General features: G+C 58.3%; 17 protein-coding genes. 9 read left to right on the forward strand and 8 right to left on the reverse strand.

Annotated features, from left to right (window positions below; translation table 11 throughout):
• Positions 1-64: 64 nt before the first annotated feature.
• Positions 65-1,267: an ABC transporter substrate-binding protein gene (locus tag ML401_RS29825; protein WP_285807828.1), complete on the reverse strand. Its 1,203-nt coding sequence runs from the start codon at positions 1,265-1,267 to the stop codon at positions 65-67.
• A gap of 171 nt (positions 1,268-1,438) precedes the next feature.
• Between ML401_RS29825 and ML401_RS29830 the strand changes: the two genes are divergently transcribed.
• Positions 1,439-2,116 carry a hypothetical protein gene (locus ML401_RS29830; RefSeq protein ID WP_285807829.1) on the forward strand — a complete coding sequence of 226 codons (678 nt, stop codon included), beginning with the start codon at positions 1,439-1,441 and terminating at the stop codon, positions 2,114-2,116.
• 275 nt (positions 2,117-2,391) lie between these two features.
• Here ML401_RS29830 and ML401_RS29835 read toward each other — a convergent pair whose 3' ends face one another.
• Positions 2,392-3,435 carry a hypothetical protein gene (locus ML401_RS29835; RefSeq protein ID WP_285807830.1) on the reverse strand — a complete coding sequence of 348 codons (1,044 nt, stop codon included), beginning with the start codon at positions 3,433-3,435 and terminating at the stop codon, positions 2,392-2,394.
• 460 nt (positions 3,436-3,895) lie between these two features.
• Between ML401_RS29835 and ML401_RS29840 the strand changes: the two genes are divergently transcribed.
• The 5 genes from ML401_RS29840 (at position 3,896) to ML401_RS29860 (ending at position 9,152) form a co-directional block, all read left to right on the forward strand.
• On the forward strand, positions 3,896-5,098 hold the full coding sequence (locus ML401_RS29840; protein ID WP_285807831.1) for an ABC-three component system protein: 1,203 nt from the start codon (positions 3,896-3,898) through the stop codon (positions 5,096-5,098).
• A complete protein-coding gene (locus ML401_RS29845; RefSeq protein WP_285807832.1) occupies positions 5,095-5,601 on the forward strand; it encodes an ABC-three component system middle component 5 in 507 nt (168 codons plus the stop codon). Before ML401_RS29840 ends, ML401_RS29845 begins: the two co-directional genes overlap by 4 nt.
• A complete protein-coding gene (locus ML401_RS29850) occupies positions 5,601-7,526 on the forward strand; it encodes an AAA family ATPase (protein WP_285807833.1) in 1,926 nt (641 codons plus the stop codon). Before ML401_RS29845 ends, ML401_RS29850 begins: the two co-directional genes overlap by 1 nt.
• Positions 7,527-8,181: 655 nt before the next feature.
• Positions 8,182-8,472 (forward strand): hypothetical protein, encoded by a 291-nt coding sequence (locus ML401_RS29855; RefSeq protein ID WP_285807834.1) that lies wholly within the window; start codon positions 8,182-8,184, stop codon positions 8,470-8,472.
• Positions 8,473-8,525: 53 nt separating this feature from the next.
• Positions 8,526-9,152, forward strand: a complete 627-nt coding sequence (locus tag ML401_RS29860; protein ID WP_285807835.1) for a hypothetical protein — start codon at positions 8,526-8,528, stop codon at positions 9,150-9,152.
• Positions 9,153-9,201: 49 nt separating this feature from the next.
• Here the strand turns inward: ML401_RS29860 and ML401_RS29865 are convergent, their stop codons facing one another.
• Together ML401_RS29865 and ML401_RS29870 are read right to left on the reverse strand one after the other, a co-directional pair.
• Positions 9,202-9,804, reverse strand: a complete 603-nt coding sequence (locus tag ML401_RS29865; RefSeq protein WP_285807836.1) for a hypothetical protein — start codon at positions 9,802-9,804, stop codon at positions 9,202-9,204.
• Positions 9,805-9,925: 121 nt separating this feature from the next.
• A complete protein-coding gene (locus ML401_RS29870) occupies positions 9,926-12,163 on the reverse strand; it encodes a hypothetical protein (protein ID WP_285807837.1) in 2,238 nt (745 codons plus the stop codon).
• Positions 12,164-12,231: 68 nt separating this feature from the next.
• Here ML401_RS29870 and ML401_RS29875 point away from each other — a divergent pair, with 68 nt between their 5' ends.
• A complete protein-coding gene (locus ML401_RS29875; protein ID WP_285807838.1) occupies positions 12,232-13,221 on the forward strand; it encodes an MBL fold metallo-hydrolase in 990 nt (329 codons plus the stop codon).
• 636 nt (positions 13,222-13,857) lie between these two features.
• Here ML401_RS29875 and ML401_RS29880 read toward each other — a convergent pair.
• Complete coding sequence (locus tag ML401_RS29880) at positions 13,858-14,055, reverse strand: hypothetical protein (RefSeq protein ID WP_207889026.1); 198 nt, start codon at positions 14,053-14,055, stop codon at positions 13,858-13,860.
• Between the two features lie 103 nt (positions 14,056-14,158).
• Here ML401_RS29880 and ML401_RS29885 point away from each other — a divergent pair, with 103 nt between their 5' ends.
• Entirely contained in the window at positions 14,159-14,938 is a 780-nt protein-coding gene (locus tag ML401_RS29885; protein WP_285807839.1) for a hypothetical protein, read from the forward strand.
• Positions 14,939-15,664: 726 nt separating this feature from the next.
• The gene (locus tag ML401_RS29890; protein ID WP_285807840.1) at positions 15,665-21,610 is read left to right on the forward strand and encodes a DUF3320 domain-containing protein; all 5,946 of its coding nucleotides are present in this window, start codon (positions 15,665-15,667) and stop codon (positions 21,608-21,610) included.
• 123 nt (positions 21,611-21,733) lie between these two features.
• On the opposite strand, the gene ML401_RS29895 is transcribed toward ML401_RS29890, so the two are convergent.
• The 3 genes from ML401_RS29895 to ML401_RS29905 form a co-directional block, all read right to left on the reverse strand.
• The gene (locus ML401_RS29895) at positions 21,734-23,134 is read right to left on the reverse strand and encodes a DUF2130 domain-containing protein (RefSeq protein WP_285807841.1); all 1,401 of its coding nucleotides are present in this window, start codon (positions 23,132-23,134) and stop codon (positions 21,734-21,736) included.
• Between the two features lie 544 nt (positions 23,135-23,678).
• Positions 23,679-24,536 (reverse strand): ImmA/IrrE family metallo-endopeptidase, encoded by an 858-nt coding sequence (locus tag ML401_RS29900; RefSeq protein WP_285807842.1) that lies wholly within the window; start codon positions 24,534-24,536, stop codon positions 23,679-23,681.
• Complete coding sequence (locus ML401_RS29905; protein ID WP_285807843.1) at positions 24,533-24,856, reverse strand: helix-turn-helix domain-containing protein; 324 nt, start codon at positions 24,854-24,856, stop codon at positions 24,533-24,535. Before ML401_RS29905 ends, ML401_RS29900 begins: the two co-directional genes overlap by 4 nt.
• Positions 24,857-24,859: the final 3 nt, after the last annotated feature.

The raw sequence follows: 24,859 nt of genomic DNA on the forward strand, positions 1-24,859 counted from the left end.
AGGACGACCTTACACACTTCTTTTAAGAGGAAATGAGGGTGGGACGCGCCCGAGGAAGAGCGTCCTATTCGGACTTTCCGCTGAGTACCTCTCCGAAGGCTTCCCAAAACTTACCGTTCCATCGCTGAAGTTGCAGCTGCGTCCAAGCCTCACTATTGATGGGACTTGTATTGACGACGATGCCTGGAAGCGCGGTCGGTAGGACTAGGTCCTTGATGGACCTTGCCTGCTTGGAGACATTCTCCCGTGAGAGATCCTCGCCGCATTGCTTGAGCAACTGCTCCAGAATTAGACCTGCCTGATAGCCCGTCAGATAGTTAAGGTCGGCGAACTCTGATCCTGGCAGGTACTTGTCGAAAAAGGATCGGTAACTTTTCATTCCCGGGTCGTCGATCCACTTGGCGTCGTTGGGGTCCTTGAAAAACGCCGCGGAGACCACCCCGACGACCTTGTCGAGGCCGACCGGCTGCAAGGTGGCCGAAACTGAACTAGACACCATGTTGATCATGGTCAGCGGCTTCCATCCGATATCGCCTAGCCTCCTGAGCGCTTGAGCGGCGAACTTGGGCGTCGCGGCGATCATCAGAACTTCCGCTCCGGAAGCCTTCAAGTTAACGACTTGAGAATCCACCGTGGGATCCGCGACCTCGTAGCCGGCAGTGACGAGCTGTGCCGACTTGTCCCTGAATGAATCTTTGAATGCGTTCAAAAAGTCCTTTCCGAGATCGTCATTTTGATAAAGCACTGCCACCTTGGCTTCTGGATGTTTTTCGGCGACAAACTTCGCGTAAATGCTCGCCTCGGTGAAGTAGCTGGGAAGTCCAGTTGTTGTGTAAGGGTATTCCTTGAAGTTCGCGAACCTGTTGGCACCGGAGAAAATGAAAAGGTCAGGCACCTTCTTTGCATTCAGGTACTTGATCGTCGCGGAATTGCCGGGCGTGCCGAGTTGCCCGAACATAAACGCAACCTCATCGCTTTCCACGAGGCGTCGGGCCTGTTCGACCGCTTTCGGCGGAGTGTATCCGTCGTCGTAGGCGACAAGCTCTATCTTACGTCCGTTGATGCCGCCCGCGTCGTTCAAATATCTTACGTAGGCGATCAAGGCCTTGCCGGTGTTACCGAGCAACGAGGCCGGACCGCTAAGCGGAAAGATCGATCCGATCTTCACCGTCGTAGCGGTAACGCCGGGCTGATCTGCTCCGTACGCGAAGGAACATCCAAGCAAAACGGCAAACGACATTGCTAGTGCTGTCGAAATTCGACGCATCTACAATCCTCCCTGAAGCCCGCCGGAGGACTGCTGCGGCGGCAAGCAATGCTCGATCGCGATTTTATGGCGGCGCCATTGCTAGAATAGTGAGTTCTTTTTTGATACCTGTCAATGGCGAACATGCCGTTTTGCAGACAGGCTCTTTGAAGTGTGGCGCAGAGATCGCCAGTGAGCGCTAAAGCTGCAATGATATCACCAAGCGGCCTGACGCTGATGGCACGCCAGAACACGGAGGCTCAGTTGAAGTTTCACCTCATCGAATTGCCCGCTCAGCCAACAGGATTTGTAAACGTCTCCAGTTCGTCCGACTGGGAAGAATGGATCCGAAAATCTCTCCCGGCTGGTCTCGCGCAAGTGGTGCACGATCGGCTTGTCTCCAATCTCAAACACATCCTGGTCGGGTTGGAGATGAAGGCGGCTCTGATCGTTCCGCATGCCAAACGAGGAAATGGCAAGGCGCTTCTGTTTGAGCCATACTTCCAAATCCTCAACTTCGAATTTTGCGTCGGGACTTTTTCGATCTGTGAAGGATTGGGCTCAGCACTGTGGTTGAGGGAAAACGGCCGGGACGGGTCGGCAGCGGACCGCATCGAAACCGGTCAGTGGAGGCCCTCCCTAGCAAAGAAGTTCGACCCCGAGGCAAAGCTGGGCGTCGACGCGGACGTCGGCAGCGCGATGAGCGTCCGAGACAGGCTTCACCAAGATAAGCTGGGTGCGCGGGCCGCAATCGATTGGCACGCATTCACCTACGAAAAGGCATTCGTTCCAGCGGCACGGGCAATTCGAAGCCTGCTGAAGACAAATGCCAGTAACGTCCCGGGTAACACGAATCTGACCGTCGAATAACAGCCCAGAAGGGGCCAATCCGGTCCCCTGCCCAAAGGTCCGCACCTTGCTCGGGCTCGGGGACCGAAAGTCTACCTTGGCGGCAGCGACCTAAGGATCGCATGGATTGTTTGGGGCGGCAATAAAGTATCAAGTTGCGTAGCAGCCGGCGGAGGTAGCTTTTCGCACCGCTCCAATCGGCCTTAGCACCTGCCCGCCTTCACCCCAAAATCAGAGTCGGCCATCATGACCAAGTATCCAGACGTTTGACGCGACTGCCAAGAAGCCTTTTCTCCTTACGTCGAAACATCAGGCGCAACACCTGCGTCGGCACCGTTGACCCACCCCTTGATAGTTGGGGCGCACTCTAAACTTGCGTGAATTCCGTGTCGCATGCCGCGTTTAGTTTGCGCGTTGTTGATGGTCGTCACTTCGACCTTGTTTCCTTCGCTCGCGTCGGGAACGGAATTGACGACAACGTCGCAACGGATCGAATTCACGAGGAGTTCGCGGCCATAGACCGACCGCGGCAAGTGTGCCACCAGGATAAATCCGAAGTAGTATGCGGCGACGAATGGGATTGCTCCCGACAGGTGCCGTTCTAGCCATCTCTCCGCAAGGTCGAACCAACCGATGTTCCAGCCCGTGATGTGTTCGAACATTGAAACTGGTAGGACGAGCAAAGCGAATGCTGCGAATGCCCAGCCACAAAGATTATTCATCGGGCGAAGAAACGAGGCTGCGATCTGAGTGGACATCGCACCTATCGTGATCGCGGCGACCGCTTCGTCATCGATCCCTCTAAGAATAAGCATCCTTAGACCCGTCATCTCCCTCAGAGAATATCTAGCGGCCTCATGAAGTCGTAAGACCTTGCGCGGAACGTAGGCGTCCCAGAGCGTGTAGGATCGGTCGAGAACTCGGGCTCCCCATGCGAGCGCCAACGCGCCACATAAAACCGGAACTAACGCGAACAGGAACGAGACATTGACGACCAGGTACTTAAAGGTCGGCGAGGTTATGCTGAAGTCGAACAGCAGCATTAAGAGAAAAGCGGGGAACGTAAGCATCGCGGTTTTGAGCGTATTGACCTGAGCCGACACAAGCCCGGTCACTTCTATCTGCAAAAACGGCGAGGCCAGCGTGATCAGCCGCAGCCGCTGATGAATCTCCGGGCAATCCTTGCAGGCTAAGAGGGCGAGGTTGGCCGCATAGCTATGGGCGATCAGTATCTGTTCGTGGCCCACCTTATCTCGATGGCGCAACTCGCGCGCCAGTCGTTGCGCCTCGGTTTTTCTCACGAACACGGAGTTGGCGCCGCTCCAGCAGAAGTCCGTCATCTCGAACGCGAGCCCGGCTTTCGTCAATTCTACGGACAATCGGTCCCGGAAATCGGACCTCTCCTGATACCAGGGGGTACGACGAGAGAGGCGGGCGAAGAGCCGATGCCAGGTCCCAGGGATTAGTATGAAAGTGTAATTCGGACAGCTCTGCGTTGTCATGCCGGTTACCGTTGGGCAAGCTTGGTCTTACTTTTTGCATCGATGCCAATCGAGCTTATCGCCAGGCTCAACTTTCGGAGAAGCGTAGCTATCGAAAGATCGGGAATCGGCCTGGACGGACCGGGCGACGAGATGCCAAGGATTGAGACCAAGCACGCTCGACGTCCGGCATTCGTAGGTCGAAGGCGCCTTCGCGCCGGCTAAACGCCCGCGTTAAGAATATCCCCTGGTCAAACATCCCTCCCCCCTGACCTGATTTGCAATTAGGCCGATTATGTCTACAACCAGAATAAGCTAGATGAGCGGAGCACAATTGTCAGGGACTTTTCATTTTGCTGCAGTCGCGAAGCGAGAATGCTGCGCGGACGTGATTTTCGTGCACGGCCTGACCGGCGATGCCGTAGAAACCTGGACTTGTTCAGCCAGCTCCGAGGCTGAGGGCAATTATTGGCCGAACTGGCTGTCCGCCGACCTGCCCTCGCTTAGTTTTTACACTATCGGATATCCGGCTGGCGTCTTCGCCCAGTGGGCCAAGAAGGAGATGAACCTTCATGAGCGGGCAAAGAGTACCCTCGAGACGCTTGCCGGATATTCCTTTGGCGACAAACCTATCGTTTTCGTCTGTCACAGCCTCGGCGGTCTCCTCGTCAAGCAGATGCTGAGAACCGCAGCGGAGTCGAACGACGATGGGTGGAACCGCATAGCTGACAGCTGCGCAGGCATCTATTTTCTGGCGACGCCCCACACCGGATCGAGCCTCGCGGATTTACTCAAGACTTTTGTGCGGAGGCTGACGTCCGTTCATGTCGACAAACTGGCGATGGAAAGCCCGGAGCTCGACGATCTCAACGAGAGCTTCCGCATGTACTGCCACGGCCGGAAGATCGACGTATGCGCCTACTACGAGAAGTACAAGACGCACAACGTAGCGCTTGTCGTCGATAAGCGTAGCGCCGATCCAGGCGTGGGTGGCGCCCCCGCAATAGCCGTCGATGCCGACCACCTCACCATTTGCAAGCCCACAAGCCGACACGACGTCGTATACCTCGGCATTCACCGGAGGCTAAAGAAGCTCGCCTTTGAACATGAGGACCGGGCAATCGGAGATGCGTTCGCTTCAGACGACCTTCAAGAGCGGGGTGAGGACCGCCGGACATTGCTTGAGAAGATGGCATCAGCCAATCGCGAGCATGAATACATGTTCGCCAACGAGTCTCAGAACCGTTTCGCGCGCGAATTCTTTCAGCAAGGCCTGATAACGCGCAAATCGCAGCTACATAACAATCTGCTGGCCGATGTTGAACAGTATTTCCAGTCTCTTATATATCATCCGCTGATATGCACCGGAGCGAACAACGCCGTTATTTCCGCCGCTATTCTGCGTGAGGTGATCGAGCCGCTCAGTTTCAAATACAGCGCCCATCGAGCGAGTACCAAGACGATAATGAACGCGCTCTATTTCCTGACAGAGCGGTGCCATGTTCGGTGGGACGCACCATGAAACTTCGCCAATGGCACGCTCAACTCGATATCTTCGACACTATGAGAAGATATCTGGCCATCCTTCAAAACTGGAACTCCATGGCGCCTCGCCGTGACCGCCTCTTTGTTTCTGATTTTTACCTCCTGAATCCCAGCCTCCTGCATCTCACCCAAATGTCCCTGGATGCTAGACGCGCGTTCAACTCTCTCAAAATTCCGAGACCCGACGAAGCGTTCCTTGAGTATCCTTCACCGCCTCTGTTGTACAACAAAATGGCGGGCACCCAGACACTGGCCGTACAAAATCTTATAGGTCGCGGTCTTTGCGACCTGAAGCTTGCCGACAGGGGGCTGTATCAGTTGAACGATACGGGCAAAGAGCTCGCCGCCTCGTTGGGTGACCGCCTGGTTCTTAGCCGCGAACGGGGCGTCCTGCGCTTCATCACCAACGAATTTGCCTCCGTTGGGATCGACAAGGGCGGGCTTCGGTCGGCCACCGGTCTGCGGAGAATTGGCACCTAATGACGCGATCGTTCATGGCCATAAAGCGTTTACGCGTAACAGCAGGCGCATCCGTCGAGTACGACCAAGAATTTCATCACGGTGTGAACGTCATTCGCGGCGAAAATAGTTCGGGCAAGTCGACGATAGCTGACTTCATCTTCTTCGGACTCGGCGGCGAGTTCGACCGGTGGAAGGATGCCGCCAGCAGATGCACGGCGGTGCGATTGGAAGTGGAGACCGCGTCGTCAATACTGACGCTTCATCGGGCGATCGGGACCAAGCTAGAACCGGTATCCGTTTATTACGGGCCACTGGCGGATTCACTCGAAGCTGACATTGAGGCCTGGCAACGCTTCCCTATCCGGCGCCCTCCGGGCGGCAAGGACCTCTCTATCACCCAGGTGTTATTTCGCGCGATCGGCTTACCGGAAGCCCCCAGCCTGGGAAATTCTAACGTTACCATGCATCAGGCACTTCGTCTGCTATATGCGGATCAACAGACCCCGCCTGGGAAGCTATTCCGCTTCGAAAGCTTCGACACAAGAGATATCCGGGAAGTTGTCGGCCAACTCCTGATCGGCGTCAACGGTTACGATTTGTATGAGAATCAGATCCGCCTACGCGAGTTGAAATCCGAATATGCTGATAAGAATCGCGACTATCATGCTGCCGTAGCGGCGCTGCCGGCTTCTGAAGGATTGTCATCGATTGCGATGCTCGACGCGCGAGGCAGCGCGCTGGCCTCGGAGAAGACCGCCGTTTTATCTGAGATCGAGAACGCCGACGACTTGGTCGGTTCCGGTCAAACCGACGACTTCGCCGCGGACCGGCGGAAGATGCAGAACAGGCTTAGGGGCGTTGCGGGGACTCTCAATCGAGTTGAAGAACACGCGACAACGCTTTCGGACGAAATCGACGAGATAAGCCAATTCGTCACCCACCTAGAAGATCAGCTCGAGACATTAAGTGCCACAGACGATTTGGCGGAAAAGGTCGGAAATATTGAATTCCAATATTGCCCGGCGTGTCTAAAGCCGCTGAGTGAGGCCGAACCAGGCCATTGCATCGTTTGCCATCAGGTCCTGGATGTCGACGAAGTGAAGTCGAAATACTTCGAAATCAGAATCGACACGGAACTTCAGATACGCGAATCGCGCCAACTACTTGATTCCAAGAATGGTCAGCTCCTCGAAGCCCAAGCCCAGGCGCGCAGCCTGCGTCGTGATTACATGGTGTTGCTCTCGGATTTCACCTCCAGATATGACGTAAGCAACTCCCCCCGCGAAAGCTTCTTGGCAGAGAAGAACAGACGGATAGGTCGCATCGACTACGAAATAGCTCACCTCGAAGAAATACGGGCTATCGTTGCGCGCATCGATGCACTTTCAATGACTCGGGCTGCATTGAACGATGAAATTGACCGCGTCGAGAAGCTTTTGAAGCGCTTGCTTGCTTCCGCGACGTCCAGGACGAATAAAGCCATGGCGTTGGTCGGCTCTATCGGCCGCAACATTCTGAAGCAAGACCTATCTCGGGAAGACGCATTTGAAGATCCAACGACCTTCTCGATAAACTTCGGGGATGACGCAATGCTCGTCGACGGCAAGATGAACTTCGCCGAGAGCAGCAACGTGGTCCTCAAAAACGCGGCCATTCTTTCGATCTTATTCGCGGCTTGTTACGATGCTGAGTTTTGGCACCCCAGATTTCTTCTGATGGATAATATCGAAGACAAGGGGATGGAGGCTGTGCGCACGCACAACTTCCAGCGTCTCCTCATCGCTGAGGCGCAGAAGGTGAAAGTCCCGTTCCAGGTGATTTTTACGACATCTATGCCGGATGCCTCGCTTGAAGGTAGCGATCTAACGGTCGGCCCACGATATAGCCGGCAGAGTAAAACTCTCTCGCACATCATTACTAAGGAGGCCGATACCCCCTCTTAGCTGGTACTGGCCGTGTGAACCGCGCAATGCGTACGACAAGCGCACCGGTAGCCGATGCCGTGGCACGGGGATTACTGTGAAAGCGTCGTTCGGGTAGCTCTGCGTTGTCATGCCGGTTACCGCTCGGCCAACTTGGTCTCATTTTTTGAAATGATATGGATTCAAACCTAGCGCTAGGGGCGAAATTTACCAACCTTGGGTCCCGCCGCTGTCGGGCTGCTGCCCCATTAGTGCCATTCGTAATATCGCAATCTCTTGTATCCCCTAGCCTTAGCGCATTCGATCACCTTCTGACACCCACTATCGATCAGCGGCCACTTCGATTTCAGCCAATCCTGTGTCAACGTCTCGGAAAATTCGACTGCCATCTTTTCTTCGCCATTGGCCTGCCGAACTTCCAGAGTTCGAACGGCGGCTTAGGATAGTTTCCGCGCACAAAAAGTCGGCCATGGGCCAATGGGTCTCTGATCAGCACGACCGATTGGTCGACCGCGAATTCTCTTCGTGTTCCTCCAGACACCGGTGATAGCCTTTATGAGATCGCCCAGGGGTTGGCGCCTTGTACCGATGACAGGTCCTTGCCGCGAACCTGGTGCTAACCGACCCCGGGAGTCGTTGCGCAGCGACAAGGTGCTGCCCAGATCGGATCGATGTCATGCTTCGTTTCGCGGACGAACATTCGCCACAGCTCACTTTGTACGGGGAGATAGGTGTGAAGAAGGGTGAAGCTGAAGCGCAAATGCCCGCGCTAATCGAGAAATGGGCAAAGGAAGCTGGAGAGCCATGGCCGCCCGACGGCCTCTATCATTACGGTTTTGGCTCGTTCTGGACGTGGATGCAGAACGGTCCGCACTATTCCTACACTAAGTTCCGTGCCGTGCCTCACGCTCGCTACGTGACCGAGATGTGGTTCGACAAAATCACGAGGCAGACGTGGCGAAACTAAGAAGAGAACGACGCCGGCGTCGCCATGTACGCGGGGCGCGTTGAGAAAGAAAAATGGACGACAATAGACGGTTTGTTGACGATTACGCCAACCCTCATGCCTGGCTACTTACCGCCGAAAACCTCCACGACCAAGCCACGGAAATGTACGGGCGGCGCAATCGATCCAGCATCCTTTCGAGACTGAACGCGAAAGGAGAAGTGGTTCACCAGATGCGAGGGGTTGATAAGCCGGTCTTCCTACTCGGAGGCTTTGCGCTTGAGAATGCGATCAAGGCCTTCCTCGTGTACGAAAACCCCAGCTGGATCTCGAACGGGCGGCTATCCAGCTTGCTTACGTCGCACAAGCTGACCGTCCTGCGAGACCGATCGAACCTCGTCCCATACAAGAAAACCTATACGCACGTACTGGAGGCTTTCGAGTCGGGGCTGGATTCCTGGTTCAGATACCCATGCGCCCTCACAGTTCAGGACACACACGAGGGGCAACATCTGTATGAGCACTTGTGGGATGGCTACACCAAACTCATGAGAGCATATGGCAAAAAGCTAGTGATGCTACTGGACAAGGAATGGACGGGGCCTCATGGGAGTCGCGGCCAATGGAAGGTTCGAGGGGAGACGCTCGGATGGCGCGGCAAGGCGTTGCCACCGCAGTATCGTCGCCAGAAAAAATCGTAATGCGAGAATAACGGAGGGGAGGCTCGCGTAGCCCGTTCCACCCTGACTTCTAAGCGCGCAATGCGTTCTGAACGATAGAAACGACGGTTCTGCCCGGCATTCTGCCGCTGGGGGGCAGTCGTTCAGCTAGGGTCAGCACCGCCCGCCACACGTCGATCTTTTCCATTACGGTGCACGCTTGTCTAGACCGCTCCGCCAAAAGCGCTTTTGCTTCTGCTTCGTTCAAGCCGATCCTTTGGCAAGTCTCAACGACTTTCTGACGGTCGTCACTACACCCGACGTCAAACCAGACCGAGTCGAATGAGACGCCTGCAAATTTTGCTTGCGCCGCGGCTCCAGAAGTAATCTCAAAAAGCCGCACGCTCGCCCATTCCAATGGATCGATGCCCATAAACGAGAATAGCTTGCGCCATTCTTCTACCGTCGGCCAGATGCCTTCCTTGATGCCTTCGCGCGCCCCAAACTCCTTAAGCCCGGGCATGTTCAGTGGTAGCTCGAACACCGAGCAATGCGGAGTGCCCCAATCCATTTCTATCCACCGGATGGCGTTTTCATCGGTGATGCCTACGCGGCCGATCGACAGAACGCGGGCAACGGCATGGCCGGACTCGTGGACGGCAGTATCTCTACTTGCGCTCCCGCTGAAAATCATTCGCTGCCCCTCCAACGGCCCGATAGCTGTAAACTATTTATAGGATCAGTATCGCTCTAGTAGGTCCGACACATTCCGATTGCGCTGTTTCTTGCGATCAAATTGACCCGACAGGTCGACTTCAACGCTTTTTTCGTTCCCGCTTCATGAAGAAGTTCACCTGTTCGACGCTGATCGGATCGCCTAAATCATCCAGCGCAGCATCTGCTAGTTTACCAGTACCACCAGCGAGTGCCCATTTCGCGGCAACGTGGTTCGTTGGCAACATGCTTGCTATCCGTTCGGCCGCCGCGACGTCCCTATCGCGCACCGCCCAGATCGCGAGCAATAGCAGCACGCGCCTTTTGTCATGCGTGGCGAGAGACTCGGCGCATTTCAAAAGCTGATCGGTGTCACCGCGAAGCGCCAGCATAAGCAAGAACCGGGAAGCGACGGGTTCAATCTTCGTCTTGACCAATTGGGGAGTTATCGATTCCAGAAGCCGCGGCACCGCGAACTCCGAAGCTACGAGCAATGCGTGCGCCGCCCTCAGTCTCACGTCGCGAGTACCGGGATTAGTGGCAAGCTCGAAGAGCCTGTCCTGAAATTGTTCGCTGGCCGAGCGCGCCAGCAGAAGGAATATCTCGTAGCGAAGATCGTAATCGCGCGTGTCGATTGCCACGCCATAAAGTTCATCCGCTGTATCGTCGTTGATCCTTCCGAGCTTCGCCATTGCCTTAACGGCGCTTTGCGCAATCGGGTAGTCGGCTGCCTCGCCGCTGTAGCTCGCCCTAGGAGACCAGTCGTCCTTTGATAGAAGGACGAGTGCAGGCATGTGGGATGGGTGAGGTCGCGCTTCGAGCAGCTCGACCAGCGCCTTGCGCACGGGACTTCCCTTGGCTTCCGCCAGGGCGAGGATATCCGGCGGCAGCGGCAACGCGGGAGGCAAGGCCTGCAGCGACCGGGCGACGACGTCCGCGAAGCGATGCGACAGTGCGGCCTTCATGTCCGCATCCATTCTGTGCCGGATGACGAATTCCAAAGCTTCTACTGCGTGGCTGGATTCGTCAGAATGCGCGAGCAGCCAGCGAGCGTCTTCTGTGATGGACAGTGGCACATGGCGATCCATCTTGACGCGGAAGAGCCGTACATCCTCGTCGACGTCTGCAACTCCCGTCAGGTATTCGCGGGCCTCGGCCGAAAGGGTAGGAATTCCCTTGTCGAGCGAATACGCAGCCTCCGCAATCTCCCGCAATGCAGACGGCAGCGACTGGCAGGCCTGCTCGGCAGCTTCGGTGTGGCGTTTTCCATCGGGACGGGCTTGGCGATGTCGAAGTTCACCAAGCTCGATGGCGAGCTGGATCAGCCGGGCCTGATTTCCCGCTTGGGATAACGTCTCGAGGATCTCGGCAAGACGCTGAGGGGCTCGCTCGACCAGAGCGATCAGGGCGGCGGTCCTGATGCTGCTCTCTTGATGTCCGGTCAGGATCCTTTGAATCAGCGGTTTTTCGAAGGCGGGATTCCATGCCCTGACCAGGACGTGCCAAACATCATCCTCGTGCTCCGTCCCGTGACCGGACGCGAATGCTCCCGCTACCTCGTCGGCCGCAGGCTTATCTTCCTTGAGCAGCGCCCGGAACCAATACCGTTGTAGATAGGCACGATGCGGATGCTGTGCGATGCGGGCCCACCCCGCGGTCGCTCGCACACGGTCGACGTAAGCCTCGAGAAACTCGCGGGCGGTGTAGCCGCTATCATCCTCGGCTAGGTGCTCGGCGTAATCCTCGCTGTATTCGCCGTTTACGATGGCCAGGTGGATTTCCGCGTTTCTTTGCAGCTCCGCTTGGCTCGGCGTTACGACTTGGACTGCGCGTTCGACGATCGCCTCGAAGGCGGCGAGATCCGCAAGAGCACCATTGGCGATGGCGTCACTGGTGTGGATGACGCCGTGATTGACCGCCTCGGCGGCCGCGGCCAGGAATGCGGGCGTCAGCCCGCCCGCCAGCCGCTCGACTGCGGCCGCAAATCCGCTCGGGTAGTCGTCTCGGGATTCAGGCAGCACGTCGCGGATGAAACGCTCTACCAAAACCTTGACGGCCGCATCGTCCTTCATTCGAGCATACCATTCCGCAGAGCGCTCGGGGGCGCCCCACCGCATGAAGCCTGGGAAAGTGCGATCCGGACGATGCAGGAGGTAGCGCGCGGCCTCCGACAGATTGCTCGCCGGCGACCCGGCCGCGGCCGCGAGCGCCAGATTGGTTTCGAATTCTTTCCCCCCTCGGGCCAACTCCCGATCTATCCAAGCATCAATCTTGAGCTGCGAAGGGGCCGCCGGCTTGGCTTTGAGCTTGGAGGTTATACGTTTCGCATCTGGCAACATGGACGGGATTTCAAGTCACATCGGACCAAAGGCGCCTCGCCCCCGCGTCCTCAACAGGAGATATCGATATGCAGAGCATATCCCGGCACATCACTCATGCAATGGCGGTCCTGGCGCTGTTTTCCGCGCCCGCCGCGCTCGCGACGACGGCGACCATCGTCTCGACGACGATGCCCCAGGTCCTGCCGCAGCCGTCGGGCGTGTATCGGTTCAAGGTCGGCGACGTTCAGATCGTTGCTCTGTCTGATGGCACTGCTCCCCAGGATCTCCATAAGCTACTTCAAGGCACCACGGCAGCCCGCACGGACGCGGCGCTCACACAAGAATTCCTGGCCAATCCGGTCCAGACCTCGATAAACGTCTTTGTGCTAGAGATGGGCTCGCGCCACGTGATGATAGACACCGGCGTCGGCGACCTGTTCGGCCCGGGAAGCGGCGGCCGGCTGACCGATAGCCTCACCTCTGCCGGCATCCGCGCCGAGCAAATCGACGATATCCTGGTCACCCACGTCCATCCGGACCATGTCGGCGGGTTGGTCCGCGGCGGCCAAACGATGTTTCCCAACGCCGTGGTGCACTTCGGAAAGCCCGACCTCAATTACTTCGTCGAACCCGCCAAGGGCTCCAGGCCGCACGCTGATGCGGAGGCGTCCGAAGAGGCCGTAAAGATGCTGAAACCGTATCTCGATGCGGGCAAGGTCGCCACGTTCACAAGCAGCACCGAAGTAGTGCCGGGTATCACGGCCACGCCGCACCCGGGCCACACGCCGGGAAGTGCGTTCTACACGCTAACCACGAGCGGCGGCGCCATCGTCTTTGTCGGCGACATCGTGCATGCCGCCGCAGTGCAGTTTTCGGCTCCCGGAGTATCTATCATGTACGACGCCGAGCCGCGGCTCGCGGTCGACGTCCGAAGAAAGGCGTTCGCCGAGTTCGCGGACAAGCGGACTCTTATCGCCGCTCCCCACCTTTCGTTTCCCGGAGTCGGATACGTCCGAAAGGCAGGCGAGAACTACCAGTGGGTCCCGATCAACTACGAGAACTGGTCCGCGAAGTAGTGCCCGGCTTCGTGAACATCCGGACGCGCCGACAGGCGCGCCGGGACGGGCCCTGCCCTGCCCAGGATCAGCGAGCCGACTTCGCCTTCAGTATAGCGATCTGGGCGAGGCGACCACCGTCAGGCGTCCACCAGGATAGACATACTACAACAGAGAGACCGGCATTCGCGATGTTGCTGCCTGTGGGGCGCTCGATCTGCTGAGGTTGGCTGGCTGGGTGTGTTGCGGGCTACGCGGGACGGCGGAATCGAAACCGTGGGCGAGCCGGTCGGCGGTCCTATTCCGGACCGGTCGGCGGATTACGAGTCCTGGCGGTCCAATTTGCCTTGGGCAGACGCCGAGTAGCGAACGAGGCCTGAGCGATCGGCTCGACGCGGCGCTGGCACGGGCGAACGACGTCGCCGCGGCAACTGCGAACAAGTCCGGCTTATTTCTTCTAAAAATGGAAACCTGATCGACATCACGAGGTGTGCGGCCGCAGATCGGTAAACGCCTGACGACATCGTTTCGGTCGAATACTGTTCAGACCAGGGGCGCCTGCCGATCATGCAAGGGCCGCGGTCCGACGCGGCCACGCGGACTATCCCCCATTGATGTCGGCTCGGCGACCGCCCAGGCCCGCCGCAATTCCTGCGATCATACTGCACTTTTGAACAGGACGAGATACCGGTCCCCCAGATCGTGAACGGCCAGCAGGCTGGCCGACACGGTCTTGCCGCCTTTGGAAAGGCGCCAGCCGCGGCCGAGAGGGATCTTGGTGTGGACCTTCGTCTCGCCGACCTTCTTGCCGGTGCGCTTTGCCGTCTTTTTCGCCGCCTTCGACCGCTGGGCCATTGCTTGAACTCCGCTTTATGAATACTACAGCGCTACCTTTAACACTCCTCCTCGCGGGCGTCGACGCCCCAACGCAGATATGATTAACGGGCATAAACCTTTGATGGCCTGGGATTGGAAGAAGACGGCCGCCGAGGCCCGGCAGCAGCTGGCCGCCGCGAGACATGGAGAGCGGGAGGCCGTCCTGAGGGCGGCCGGCGGCACGACCGACGTCAATACGGTGCGTCGGGCGGTCGCGGCGCTCGCGTTCCTTGACCGCCTGAAGGGGACGGACCGGGAGAGCCATAACGAGCTGAAGGATTCATCGTTCGGCGTAGTCGAAGTCTTCGCTCGCTGGTGGCCGATCAACGCGACCGACGCTAAAGCCGGCCTGGCGAAATGGAAAAAGGGTGAACTGACGACGCGCGGGCTCGCTGCCTCGATGAGCAAGAGCCGACCTCCGAGGCTGGCGACGACGAGCGACGAATCCTTGCCCCGGACTTACAGCGACTACGTCGAGCCGCGGCTGCGGCATGGGATCGAAACGTTGCTCGGCGAAAAGATCATGCGAAGCGAGGACAAGCCCCCTGCGCATCGTCGTGTCCACCTTCGATACAAGTTTAAGGACTCATTAAGCGGCAGGGATCGCGAAGTGGCGGCCATCGTCGTCGGCCCCTACCAGAACCAGAGCCTTTACAGGAAAAAACGAAACGACTCGATGCTGAAGGCGCTCGGCCTCGCCACTTTCGTCGACTGGGTATTCATTGTCGTTCCGAGCGGAACCGCATCCGACGACTACAACGAGTGGCTCGATCGTGCCAAGGCCGAAATCGGCTTGGATCACCCTGCGTACGGCATCCCGGTGCACCCGATAGCCCGGCTGAAAGTACTCGCTATTCAATAGTTCGATCGAGATCTGAACTAGACACCAATGTTCAATTACGGAGGCGGCAATGGTGCTTGTCGAACTGAAGATGCGATGCAGGTTTCGTAGCTTCCTCCGAAATGCCGGAAGCCACGTCAGGGCCTGGTTTGGAAAAAAGAGCACTCGCCGATAGATGCGCCCGACGTTTCGAAAGCACCCGTAGCCTATCGCATCGCGACGAAGCCCGACGGGCGCCACACGCCGACCTTCCATGATTCCGTTCGTTCGAAGGCCGCTTGTATTGGCCTCTGCAGGACCGTGAGGGGGCAAGCCGATGGATGTAAGAGCCTTCGTGGATGGACTGGTAGCGGGGAAGCGCGAGTCGCTACACGTCCCGAATCCGGCATGGTTGTTTTTCAGCGGGCACCATCGCCATACGAGGAGCTGGTCACCGAAGTTGAGTTTCGAATCACGTCTGACCAGAGCGAAAGGGCTCTCGCCGAATCACAAGGGGGGGGCGAAGCCTATTATGTTCTACGGCGAAGTCGTGCACATTCTCGGCGGCCCATATTCCAATCGCTCAGGGTTTCCTGACGTAGGCCAGAGCGCCGGCCACGCGATCACACAGCGAGCCGCGGACCTCGGCATAAGCCTTTTGTTTTGCTCGTATTCTTATTGATCTAGCTTATATTCGCGGTGCTGAATCGAACGGTCGGAGTGGTGCGCGAGGGCCATTCCAAATACGATCCGCAGGGGGAGCGGTTGATGAACGTGGAAACGGAGGGCGCGAGCGCGAGCAAGCTGAAGATCGCCTGCACGGTCTCGGACAACGTGAATATAGCCTTTTATCAGAATGCTGTCCCCATCGTTCGCGAACTGGCGATCGAGAATGCTACCGATCGCGATCTGTCAGGCCTCTCGGTGCATCTCGTATCAGAACCTGCGTTCCTGACGCCGGGCGTATGGCGCATCGATCGCATCGCTGCCGGAGCTACGCATCATGTCCGCAGCCTCGATTCGAAACTCGACCCGGCATATCTGGCTGGCGTGACTGCCTCCCGACGCGCTCAACTCCGTTTTCGAGTGGATGTAGACGGAGCGACGATCGCGGACGAGTTGGTCGAACTCAATCTGCTTCCACCTTCCCATTGGGGAGGTGTCACCACCTCGCCGGAGCTTCTCGCCGCATTTGTCAGACCGACCGATCCGAGCATCGACGTCGTACTGCGCGAAGCTTCGAGCAAGCTGGCGTCCGCCGGTCGTGACGACGCGGTTGATGGCTACCGTAAGAAGACGAAGGCGCGGGCCTGGGAGATCGCCGACGCGGTTTGGGCCGCACTCGTATCGCATTCCATCGCCTATGTCCTGCCACCCCGGAGTTTCGAACGATCGGGCCAGCAAATTCGGGGTCCTAGCGAGATCCTGTCTCGCAAGGTAGGCACCTGCCTCGATCTAAGCCTGTTGTACGCGGCTTGCCTGGAGCAAGCTGGGCTCAATCCGGTGCTCGTACTGACGGAAGGCCACGCTTTCGTCGGCTTGTGGCTGGTAGACGAGGACTTCTCCGGTCTCGTCGTGGACGATCCGCAGATGCTGCGCAAACGCGTGCAGCTGCAGGAGATGGTACTGATAGAAACTACGCTTCTCACCGGTTCGAATCCCGCAAGGTTCAAGCAAGCGGTTGATGCCGGAGCGAAACTGGTCGCTGAAGACGCGGCATCCCAATTCGAGCTTGCTATCGACATCAAACGCGCACGCAGCGCGAAGATCAGGCCACTAGACCTGTCCTTCGCCAGCGAAATTCTCGTTCCTGCCGTAAGCGAGCGCCACACCTCGCAGGGTGTCGGCGAGATCCCCGCCTTCGAAGAGGAGCTGGACAAGCAGCGTGAGCCGATATCGGACAAGAACCTCGACCGGCTCGAAACCTGGAAGCGCAACCTTCTGGATCTCACGCTCAGAAATCGCCTTCTGAACTTCAAAGACAGCAAATCCACTATAACGATCGAGTGTCCGGACGCCGCGCTGCTCGAGGACAAGCTTGCGGCTGGAGAGCGGTTCAAGCTTTTGGGACGTACCGAGGTGCTCGACGGTAGCGACGGACGGGACCCCGCCCTGCTCGCCCAACGCCTACAGGACGACGCACGGAAGGAATTCATCCTCGATGCTTTGGCGCGTGGTGAACTTCACGCCAGCGTCGGCGAATCCGAGCTCGAAGGGCGGCTGACCGATCTGTACAGATCAAGCCGGCTCGCTTTCGAGGAAGGCGGCGCGAATATCCTCTATCTTTGCCTCGGTTTCCTAAAATGGAGTCCGCAGGACGGCGCGGGCCCTTACAAGGCGCCGCTGATCCTCGTTCCGGTTCAGCTGGAAAGAAAAAGCGTCCGGTCGGGTTTCCGGTTGGCCTTGCATGAGGACGAGGTCCGCTTCAACCCGACCCTGTTGCAGATGCTGAAGCAGGATTTCGACCTTTCGGTTCCAGAGGTCGAGAGTGAGTTGCCGGCGGACTCGAGCGGCACCGACGTCGCCGGCATCTGGAAGACGGTCAGGCGACATATCAAGAGCATCAAAGGATGGGAAGTCACCGAACAGGTGACCTTAGCCACGCTATCGTTCACGAAATACCTGATGTGGAAAGATCTCGTCGAGCGGTCGGAGATGCTGAAACGCAATCCGGTCGTGAAGCACCTGATCGATACGCCCACCCACACCTACGAAGGTGCAGCTTCGGCGTTCGTAGCCGGCCGGGACATCGACCATGTCGTGGACCCAGGTGAGTTGTTCGCACCGCTCTCCGCCGATTCTTCGCAGATCGCGGCGGTCGTCGCGGCTCAGCGCGGCGGCGATTTCGTGCTGTTCGGGCCGCCGGGCACCGGCAAGAGCCAAACCATCGCGAACATGATCACGAATTGCCTTGCGCACGGGAAGACGGTCCTCTTCGTCTCGCAGAAGACAGCCGCCTTGGAGGTCGTCAGGCAACGCATGCAGGCCATCGGTCTCGGAAACTACTGTCTCGAAGTCCACTCGACCAAGGCCCAAAAATCGAGCGTGCTGGAGCAGCTCGCCACCGCCTGGCGCGAGCGCAACGCCGTCACCGAAGAGAATTGGTCAACCGCCGCCGGCGAGCTCAGGCGCCGGCGCGATCATTTGAACAAACTGGTTTCGGCGTTGCACCGCCGTCGGCAGAACGGAATGACGGCCTACGAGGCTTTCGGACGTGTGGTTGCCGATCGCGATCGGTTTCCGGATGTGGCTCTGACATGGCCTGTCGGAACCGTGCATTCTCCGGACGATCTTTCGCGTATGCGGGAGCTCTGTTCGGACATAAGGACCGCACTCGAGGCCGTCGGAGACCCGGTCGGTCATCCGCTCCAGGGTATCGAGCACACCAAGTGGAGCCCTGCGTGGGTGCAATCGCTACATCAACTGATCGAGCAGCTGCACGCGGCCCTGAACGACTTGCAGCAGGCGGCCGACGGTCTCGCATCCTCTCTGGAATTGGATGCGACGACCAGGGACGACGGTCTGCTGCCGCAGATGATCAAACTGGCCGGACTATTGCTGCATGCCGACGCGGCCGACGGTGCGCTTCTGCTGTCGTCAGACGGAATGCAACGGGTCGATGCTCTACGCGACCTTGCCGGCGTGATTGCGCGCCTCGACGAGAAGTGTTCGCAGCTCTCGGCGCGCTACGACACCAGGGCGGCGCTGCTGGATCTGTCCGCGCTCGAACGCGAATGGACGGAAGCTTGCGCTTCGAACATCATTGTCCGCAGCGGCCGCAAGAAGAAAGTCCGGTTTGCGCTCAAACCCTATTGTCCCGTCGAGGTGCCCGACGACATCGGGCGTGACATCGTGTTGCTGCAAGAGGTCGCACTGCTGCTTCGGGAGATCGAAGACATCAGGCCCCGCTTTCGCGGCATGGAACGCTTGTGGCGGGGCCCGCAAACCGACATTTCGCGTTTCCAACCGCTCATCGACTGGGCCGAGAACGCCAGGGCCGCCGCCACCGCCTATGAGGTGGAAAGTATGACTTCGGAGGAGTTGCTGGCTCACGTGCGGGATCTGTTGCTCCGGGACGGGGCCCGGTTCCGACCGAGCGGCCAGGTCCGGCTCGCTTTCGAAGGGATGTACAGGGCTTTTCCATCCATGCATCGGGTAGCCAAGGAGCTGGGAGCCTGTATCGGGCTGGATGAACCCGAAGACATCGTTGCGATCGAAACCGGCTGGATCGAAGCGCTTCGCCGGCGGACCGCCGATTGGAAGGCCAATACCGTCAAGGCACCCCAATGGGCGACTTGGAGGTGGGCGGCGCGGTCGGCCCGTGCCGCCGGACTGGCGCCTCTGGTCGACGCCGTGGAATCGGGAGCCCTGGACGGCACTGCGCTTACGGCCGTCTTCGATTACGCCTACGCGCGTTGGGTTGCGGAAGCCATCGTCAACGAAGACGAGGTCCTGAGCGGCTTTCTCGCCGAGAAGCACGAAGCGACCATCGAAGCCTTCGTCTCGGCCGACAAGAAGGTCGGCGAACTTGCACGAGACATAGTGAAGGCCCGTATCGGATCCGCAATTCCGACCCAGACCAACTTCGGGAAGGATCCCGAATGGGGAACTCTCGCGCGCGAAATCAACAAAAAGGCACGCCACATTCCGCTTCGGCAACTGTTCGGCCGTCTGCCGACGGCGCTGACTCAGCTCGCACCTTGCGTGATGATGAGCCCTCTCTCGATCGCGCAATACCTGCCCGCGGACGCCAAGCCGTTCGACGTCGTCATCTTCGACGAGGCGTCGCAGATCCCCGTCTGGGACGCGATAGGCGCGATCGCGCGCGGCAATCAGGTCGTCGTCGTGGGAGATCCGGAGCAGCTTCCGCCGACCAATGTCGGACAGCGCGGGGTCGACGACGACGAGGACGACGGCTCAATCGTCCAGAGCCAGCAAAGCATTCTCGACGAGTGCCTTGCCTCGAACATACCGAGCATGCGGCTGTCGTGGCACTACCGAAGCCGACACGAAAGCCTGATCGCCTTTTCGAACGCCAAGTACTACCGAGGAGAGCTCACCACGTTCCCTTCGCCGGTCACGCGCGACGCCGCTGTCCGATACGTTCACGTCGACGGAGGCGTGTACGAACGGGGCGGTGCCAAAGTCAACCGGAAGGAGGCGGAGGCCGTGGTGGCTGAAGTCGTCCGCCGGATGAAGACGTCGACCCATTCGATAGGCGTCGTCACCTTCAATGGTGAGCAGCAAAGATTGATCGAGAACCTCTTGGATCAGGCGCGCCGCTCCGACCCGGAGCTCGAGCCGCATTTCGACAAGAATCTCACCCGCGAGCCCGTCCTCGTGAAGAACATCGAAAACGTCCAGGGCGACGAACGCGACCTCATCATCTTCTCTGTGGCGGTCGGTCCGGACAAGACCGGGCGAGTTACGGCTCAGATTTCCTCGCTGAATGGCGAAGGCGGTCACCGGAGGCTCAACGTGGCCATCACCCGGGCGCGTAGGGAGCTGCTCGTGTTCGCGACGCTTCGCCCCGAGCAGATCGATCTCGGTCGAACGTCGGCAAAGGGGGTCGTCGACTTCAAGCATTTCCTCGAGTTCTCGGAACACGGTGCGCGGGCCATCGCGGAGGCGTTTTCGGCAACGGGGCGGGAGACGGAGTCACCGTTCGAGGATGCCGTCCTCCGGTCGTTGCAGCAAAGAGGTTGGGAAGTTCACCCTCAAGTGGGAGTTTCCTTCTTTCGGATCGATCTCGGGATTGTTCATCCGGATTTCCCCGGGCGCTACCTGGCAGGGGTGGAATGCGATGGTGCTGCGTACCATCGCTCAGCCACCGCCCGGGATCGCGATCGTCTACGAGAGATGGTGCTGACCGATTTGGGGTGGCGCATTCGGCGCATCTGGAGCACCGAATGGTGGATGGACCCCAGCGCGGCGAGCGAGAAGATCCATGCGAAGCTTCTGGCCGATCTTGAGGCGGACCGGGCATCCCGGTCGAACCTGGAGCCGGAGACGGATACAACTCCTTCGTCCGATGCCACCGAAATACCGCCGGATGAATCGGAAACCCCGGGTCAAGCGGATCACGAAGTCGCTATAAATGCCGAAGACATCGTCGCGGCACCTCCGGCGAACGACGACCAGCACGGAGCTGAGGTTGCGAAGGTCTACGCTCGCGGGCCGTCTTCCGGCAGAGACGATGTTGCGGAGCCGGCACAAAGGCTGGTCTACGTGCGCGCCCAACCGAGCGCGGTGGCCGCGCCGGATCGCGAGCGGTTCTACGATATCGGCTATCGAGGAACCCTTCGCAGCATGGTGGATCATGTCGTGGAAATCGAAGGACCGATTTATCTGGATGTCCTCGTCGACCGGATCGCCCGGGCCCATGGTTTCATGAGGTCCGGCGAGACTGTTCAGAAGATCGTGGTCGCATCACTCGGCCGCGACCGCTTCCCTCTGACGAAGGAAGGGAAGCGGCAGATCGTTTGGCGGCAGGATGCGACCATAGGCAGCATCGTCCCGTATCGAGGATCGGAGGGACGCGATCACGACGACATCCCGCTGCCCGAGCTGGCCGGCCTGGCGGCCAAGCTCCGGAATGAAGGCTTGGAAGACGTCGAAGACGTCATTCGTGGAATGCAGGAACACTTCGGTTTAGGAAGGCTCGCCGCTTCCACACGGGAGCGCTTCGAGGCGGCAGCGTCCGTTACCGGTTGAGCTAAGGGCGAGCACGATTTAAGGAATGCACACCACCGATGAAGCATTAAGCAGGCCATCAGGTAAGGAGGCGACTGAAGGAAACATCAAGCCGGAGAATAGAGGCCTATGCACCAACCCGATTTATTCCGCCGCTTGACTGTTCAGCTCCGCAAATTTCGCCGCCATTGTCGGGTTGCCGCGGGTTAGCTTCTTGATCGTGACATCCTGGGCTTTGTCGTTTGCAAGTCGCAGGTTGCGATCCGCGCCGATCAAAGCGTCTTTGGTCTTCTGCAGATGGTCGATGGATTTGTCGATCTCGTTGATCGCCGTCTGGAAGTGCCTGGAGGCAAGATCGTAGTTCTTCGAGAATGCGTTCTTGAACGTCTCTAGCTGGTTCTCGAACTGGGTGATGTCGATGTTCTGCGCCTTAACGAGGGCCAGCTCCGTCTTGTATTTCACCGAGTTGATGGCGGCATTCCGCAACAGCGTGATCATCGGCAGAAAGAACTGCGGCCGTATCACGTACATTTTGGGATAACGGTGAAAGACGTCGACGATACCCGCGTTGTAGAGTTCGCTGTCGGGTTCAAGCAGTGATACCAAGACGGCGTACTCGCAGCCCTTCTCGGTCCGGTCGCGATCGAGTTCCTTTAAAAAATCCTCGTTCCTGCTTTTTGTTGCGGTCCTGTCGCTTTCGTTCTTCATCTCGAACATGATCGAGATGATCTCGGTGCCGGCCTCATCCGAGTCACGAAAAATGTAGTCCCCCTTGGAGCCGGTACGCGCGTCGTTATCCTTCTCGAAATATGACCGGGGAAAGGCCATCGAGCGCACCCGGTTGAACTCGGTCTCGCAATGCAGCTCGAGGGTCTCGCCGACCATTTTGGTCGAGAGCCGGGCTTTCATGTCCTTGAGACGTTCGATCGCGTCATCGCGATCTTTGATTTGCGTTTCGTATCTGTCCTTGAGCGACTGCTCAGAAAGCTGCTTTTCCAGCTGCACCTGCTTGATGCCGCTTTTCAGCTCGTCGCGCTCTTTTTCTATCGCCCTAAGCGCTTCGGTGACAGCGAGCCTCTTCTCGAGCTCCACGGCCTGAAGCTTGGCTTTCAGCTCTTGGATTTCCTTCTCCTTGGCAGCAGAGATCTTTTGCTGCTCGCTGGCCAGCAACGCCTCGGCAAGCTCCGAGGCGGCTTTCTTTTCGCGCTCAGCCTGAGCGAGGGCGTTCGCCAGCGTGTCGCGCTCTTTCTCCACGACACTGAGCGCGCCGGTGAGGGCAAGCTCCTGTGCAACCTCGCTCGCCTCGAGTTTCGCCTTCAGCTCCAGGATTTGGGCATCCTTGGCGGCGGCGGTCTTCTGGAGATCGTTACCTACCTGTGCCTTGGCCAGCTCGACTGCAGCGTGCTTGTCGCGCTCGGCTAGTTCCAGCCGTTCGTGGATCTGCCTGTCGAAATCCGCGTCACGGACTTGCTTTAGGATATCCGCGTAACCCGACTCATCGATCTTGAAGGCCTTATCACAGTGGGGGCAGATGATCTCGTGCATGGTTCCTGGCCGGGTCAGGCGGTGCTGTTTTCAATAAGCGTTGGCTGCGAGCCCACAGAATCGACCTTAGTCCTTGAGAACAAAATTAGAACAAGCCATTTTGGACCGTCAAGCTGAAAGGCCCGGCTTCGCTCATTTTGCTGTGGCAATCTTCGCTTCGCGTGCTTCGCCCATGATCAACATGGCCTGCCATGCTTCACCGCCGGTCCAGCGTTGTGGCATGACCGCAAGTTCGGTCCCGATTCAGAAGCCGCGTGGCTCCCGGCGTGATCGTCATTTTGCCGCAGAGGATGTTGAACGCAAGCCTGCTGTAGAGCTCTGCGGGCGTCTCCTTACGTGCCGATATTGACGACTGAGGAGGAAGGCGAAGTTGGATGCGCGTCGTGGGACGAAGCGAAGGCGCTGCAACGCTCACTTCCTGACGAGGCGCTCAAGATTGTCATGCGTGGCGCCAACAAGTAGGAAAAAGTCGTCGGAGGGATCACAGGACGAGCCCCTCTGACGCACGATCGATACTACACGTTCGACCAGAGATTGAGCGAGACTAACGACGTCGGGTCCGCCACTCGTCAAAATTAAAAGGCGGACTATCCGCAAGGGATAAGAGCGAGAACACGTAGTCGTATTTGTCGGCCACCATAGCCACCTCAACTGTCGGCTCGGCAAACCACACGTTAGCGGGATGCTCCTTCATTATCGTTCCTGCTGCAATCGCGGGTGCCGCGGCAAGGGATGCGGGAGGAATCGCGATAGGCCCGATCGAGGTCCGGAAAAACGCTCCCGTCTTCAAAGCAGGTTTGCTGGAGCGAGCCCAAAGGATGAAACCATCACGCGAGACGACAAGCACGGCGCGCTTATGGGTGTAGTCCAGCCATCGCAAGGTCGCGGCGGCGAGCGAAACACGGTAGCGGTCGGCGCAATGCGCCAGCATGTCCAATGTCACGTTCTCGGCAGGGTTGATCTGACGCCGATAGTCGTCCAGAGGCATCAGGAGATTGGCCGAGAAAACATTCGCCTGGTGTTCGATCTGGCCGAATTCGGAATCCCATTGCACCATATCGTCTTCGCCGCATCGGATGCCTTCGGGAAAAGCCACGCGATGCAAGAGGTAATGGCCGAGCTCATGCGCGAGAGTGAAATTGATCCGGCCCTTGGAGCTGAGGCGATTGTTGTAGAAGATTCCCCACCCCTTCTTGCCAGCTGGAGCCTTGAACAAAGCACCTTCAAAGCCCGGCAGATCCTCACCCTGGACACGCACGATTGGATCGGAGGGAAATTTTTGCGCTGTATACTCGCGCGCGACGGCGGTTACGTCGATCGGAAAATGGTCGGCACCGAGCACGGTGTTTAGGACGTGCGTAATTTCAAAGGCCCATCTCTCTGGAGAGAAGCCTTGGTTCACGTATCATCGCTCCAGAGCTTCACCATTTGCCGTATCTTGGCCTTCGTGCTGGGGTCCATCTGTCGGTACTGGCGATAGAACTTCGCGTCGGTAGCATCCTCGGTAGAAATCTCCCCACCACTGTCCAAAAGGAATTCTAAGGTTGTATCTAGCTTGTTGGCAATCTCGGCGAGCTTAGCGGCAGAAGGACGTGGCGGGTTTTTGTTTTCGAGTTCCCAGATATAGCTTTTGCTAGAGCCCGTTAACTCAGCCAGTTGATCAAGGCTAAGCTTCTTCTCCGTACGGAGGCGTCGTATCTTTGACCCTAAAATCGTAGGCATTTG

This window comes from Bradyrhizobium sp. 62B (assembly GCF_030272265.2).
Lineage (GTDB): Bacteria > Pseudomonadota > Alphaproteobacteria > Rhizobiales > Xanthobacteraceae > Bradyrhizobium.

Excerpts from the sequence above, each read along its gene's own strand:
- ML401_RS29825 (WP_285807828.1), bottom strand. The coding sequence starts at position 1,267 with ATGCGTCGAATTTCGACAGCACTAGCAATGTCGTTTGCCGTTTTGCTT.
- ML401_RS29835 (WP_285807830.1), bottom strand. The coding sequence starts at position 3,435 with ATGACGGACTTCTGCTGGAGCGGCGCCAACTCCGTGTTCGTGAGAAAA.
- ML401_RS29840 (WP_285807831.1), top strand. The coding sequence starts at position 3,896 with ATGAGCGGAGCACAATTGTCAGGGACTTTTCATTTTGCTGCAGTCGCG.
- ML401_RS29845 (WP_285807832.1), top strand. The coding sequence starts at position 5,095 with ATGAAACTTCGCCAATGGCACGCTCAACTCGATATCTTCGACACTATG.
- ML401_RS29850 (WP_285807833.1), top strand. The coding sequence starts at position 5,601 with ATGACGCGATCGTTCATGGCCATAAAGCGTTTACGCGTAACAGCAGGC.
- ML401_RS29855 (WP_285807834.1), top strand. The coding sequence starts at position 8,182 with ATGCTTCGTTTCGCGGACGAACATTCGCCACAGCTCACTTTGTACGGG.
- ML401_RS29860 (WP_285807835.1), top strand. The coding sequence starts at position 8,526 with ATGGACGACAATAGACGGTTTGTTGACGATTACGCCAACCCTCATGCC.
- ML401_RS29865 (WP_285807836.1), bottom strand. The coding sequence starts at position 9,804 with ATGATTTTCAGCGGGAGCGCAAGTAGAGATACTGCCGTCCACGAGTCC.
- ML401_RS29870 (WP_285807837.1), bottom strand. The coding sequence starts at position 12,163 with ATGTTGCCAGATGCGAAACGTATAACCTCCAAGCTCAAAGCCAAGCCG.
- ML401_RS29875 (WP_285807838.1), top strand. The coding sequence starts at position 12,232 with ATGCAGAGCATATCCCGGCACATCACTCATGCAATGGCGGTCCTGGCG.
- ML401_RS29880 (WP_207889026.1), bottom strand. The coding sequence starts at position 14,055 with ATGGCCCAGCGGTCGAAGGCGGCGAAAAAGACGGCAAAGCGCACCGGC.
- ML401_RS29885 (WP_285807839.1), top strand. The coding sequence starts at position 14,159 with ATGGCCTGGGATTGGAAGAAGACGGCCGCCGAGGCCCGGCAGCAGCTG.
- ML401_RS29890 (WP_285807840.1), top strand. The coding sequence starts at position 15,665 with ATGAACGTGGAAACGGAGGGCGCGAGCGCGAGCAAGCTGAAGATCGCC.
- ML401_RS29895 (WP_285807841.1), bottom strand. The coding sequence starts at position 23,134 with ATGCACGAGATCATCTGCCCCCACTGTGATAAGGCCTTCAAGATCGAT.
- ML401_RS29905 (WP_285807843.1), bottom strand. The coding sequence starts at position 24,856 with ATGCCTACGATTTTAGGGTCAAAGATACGACGCCTCCGTACGGAGAAG.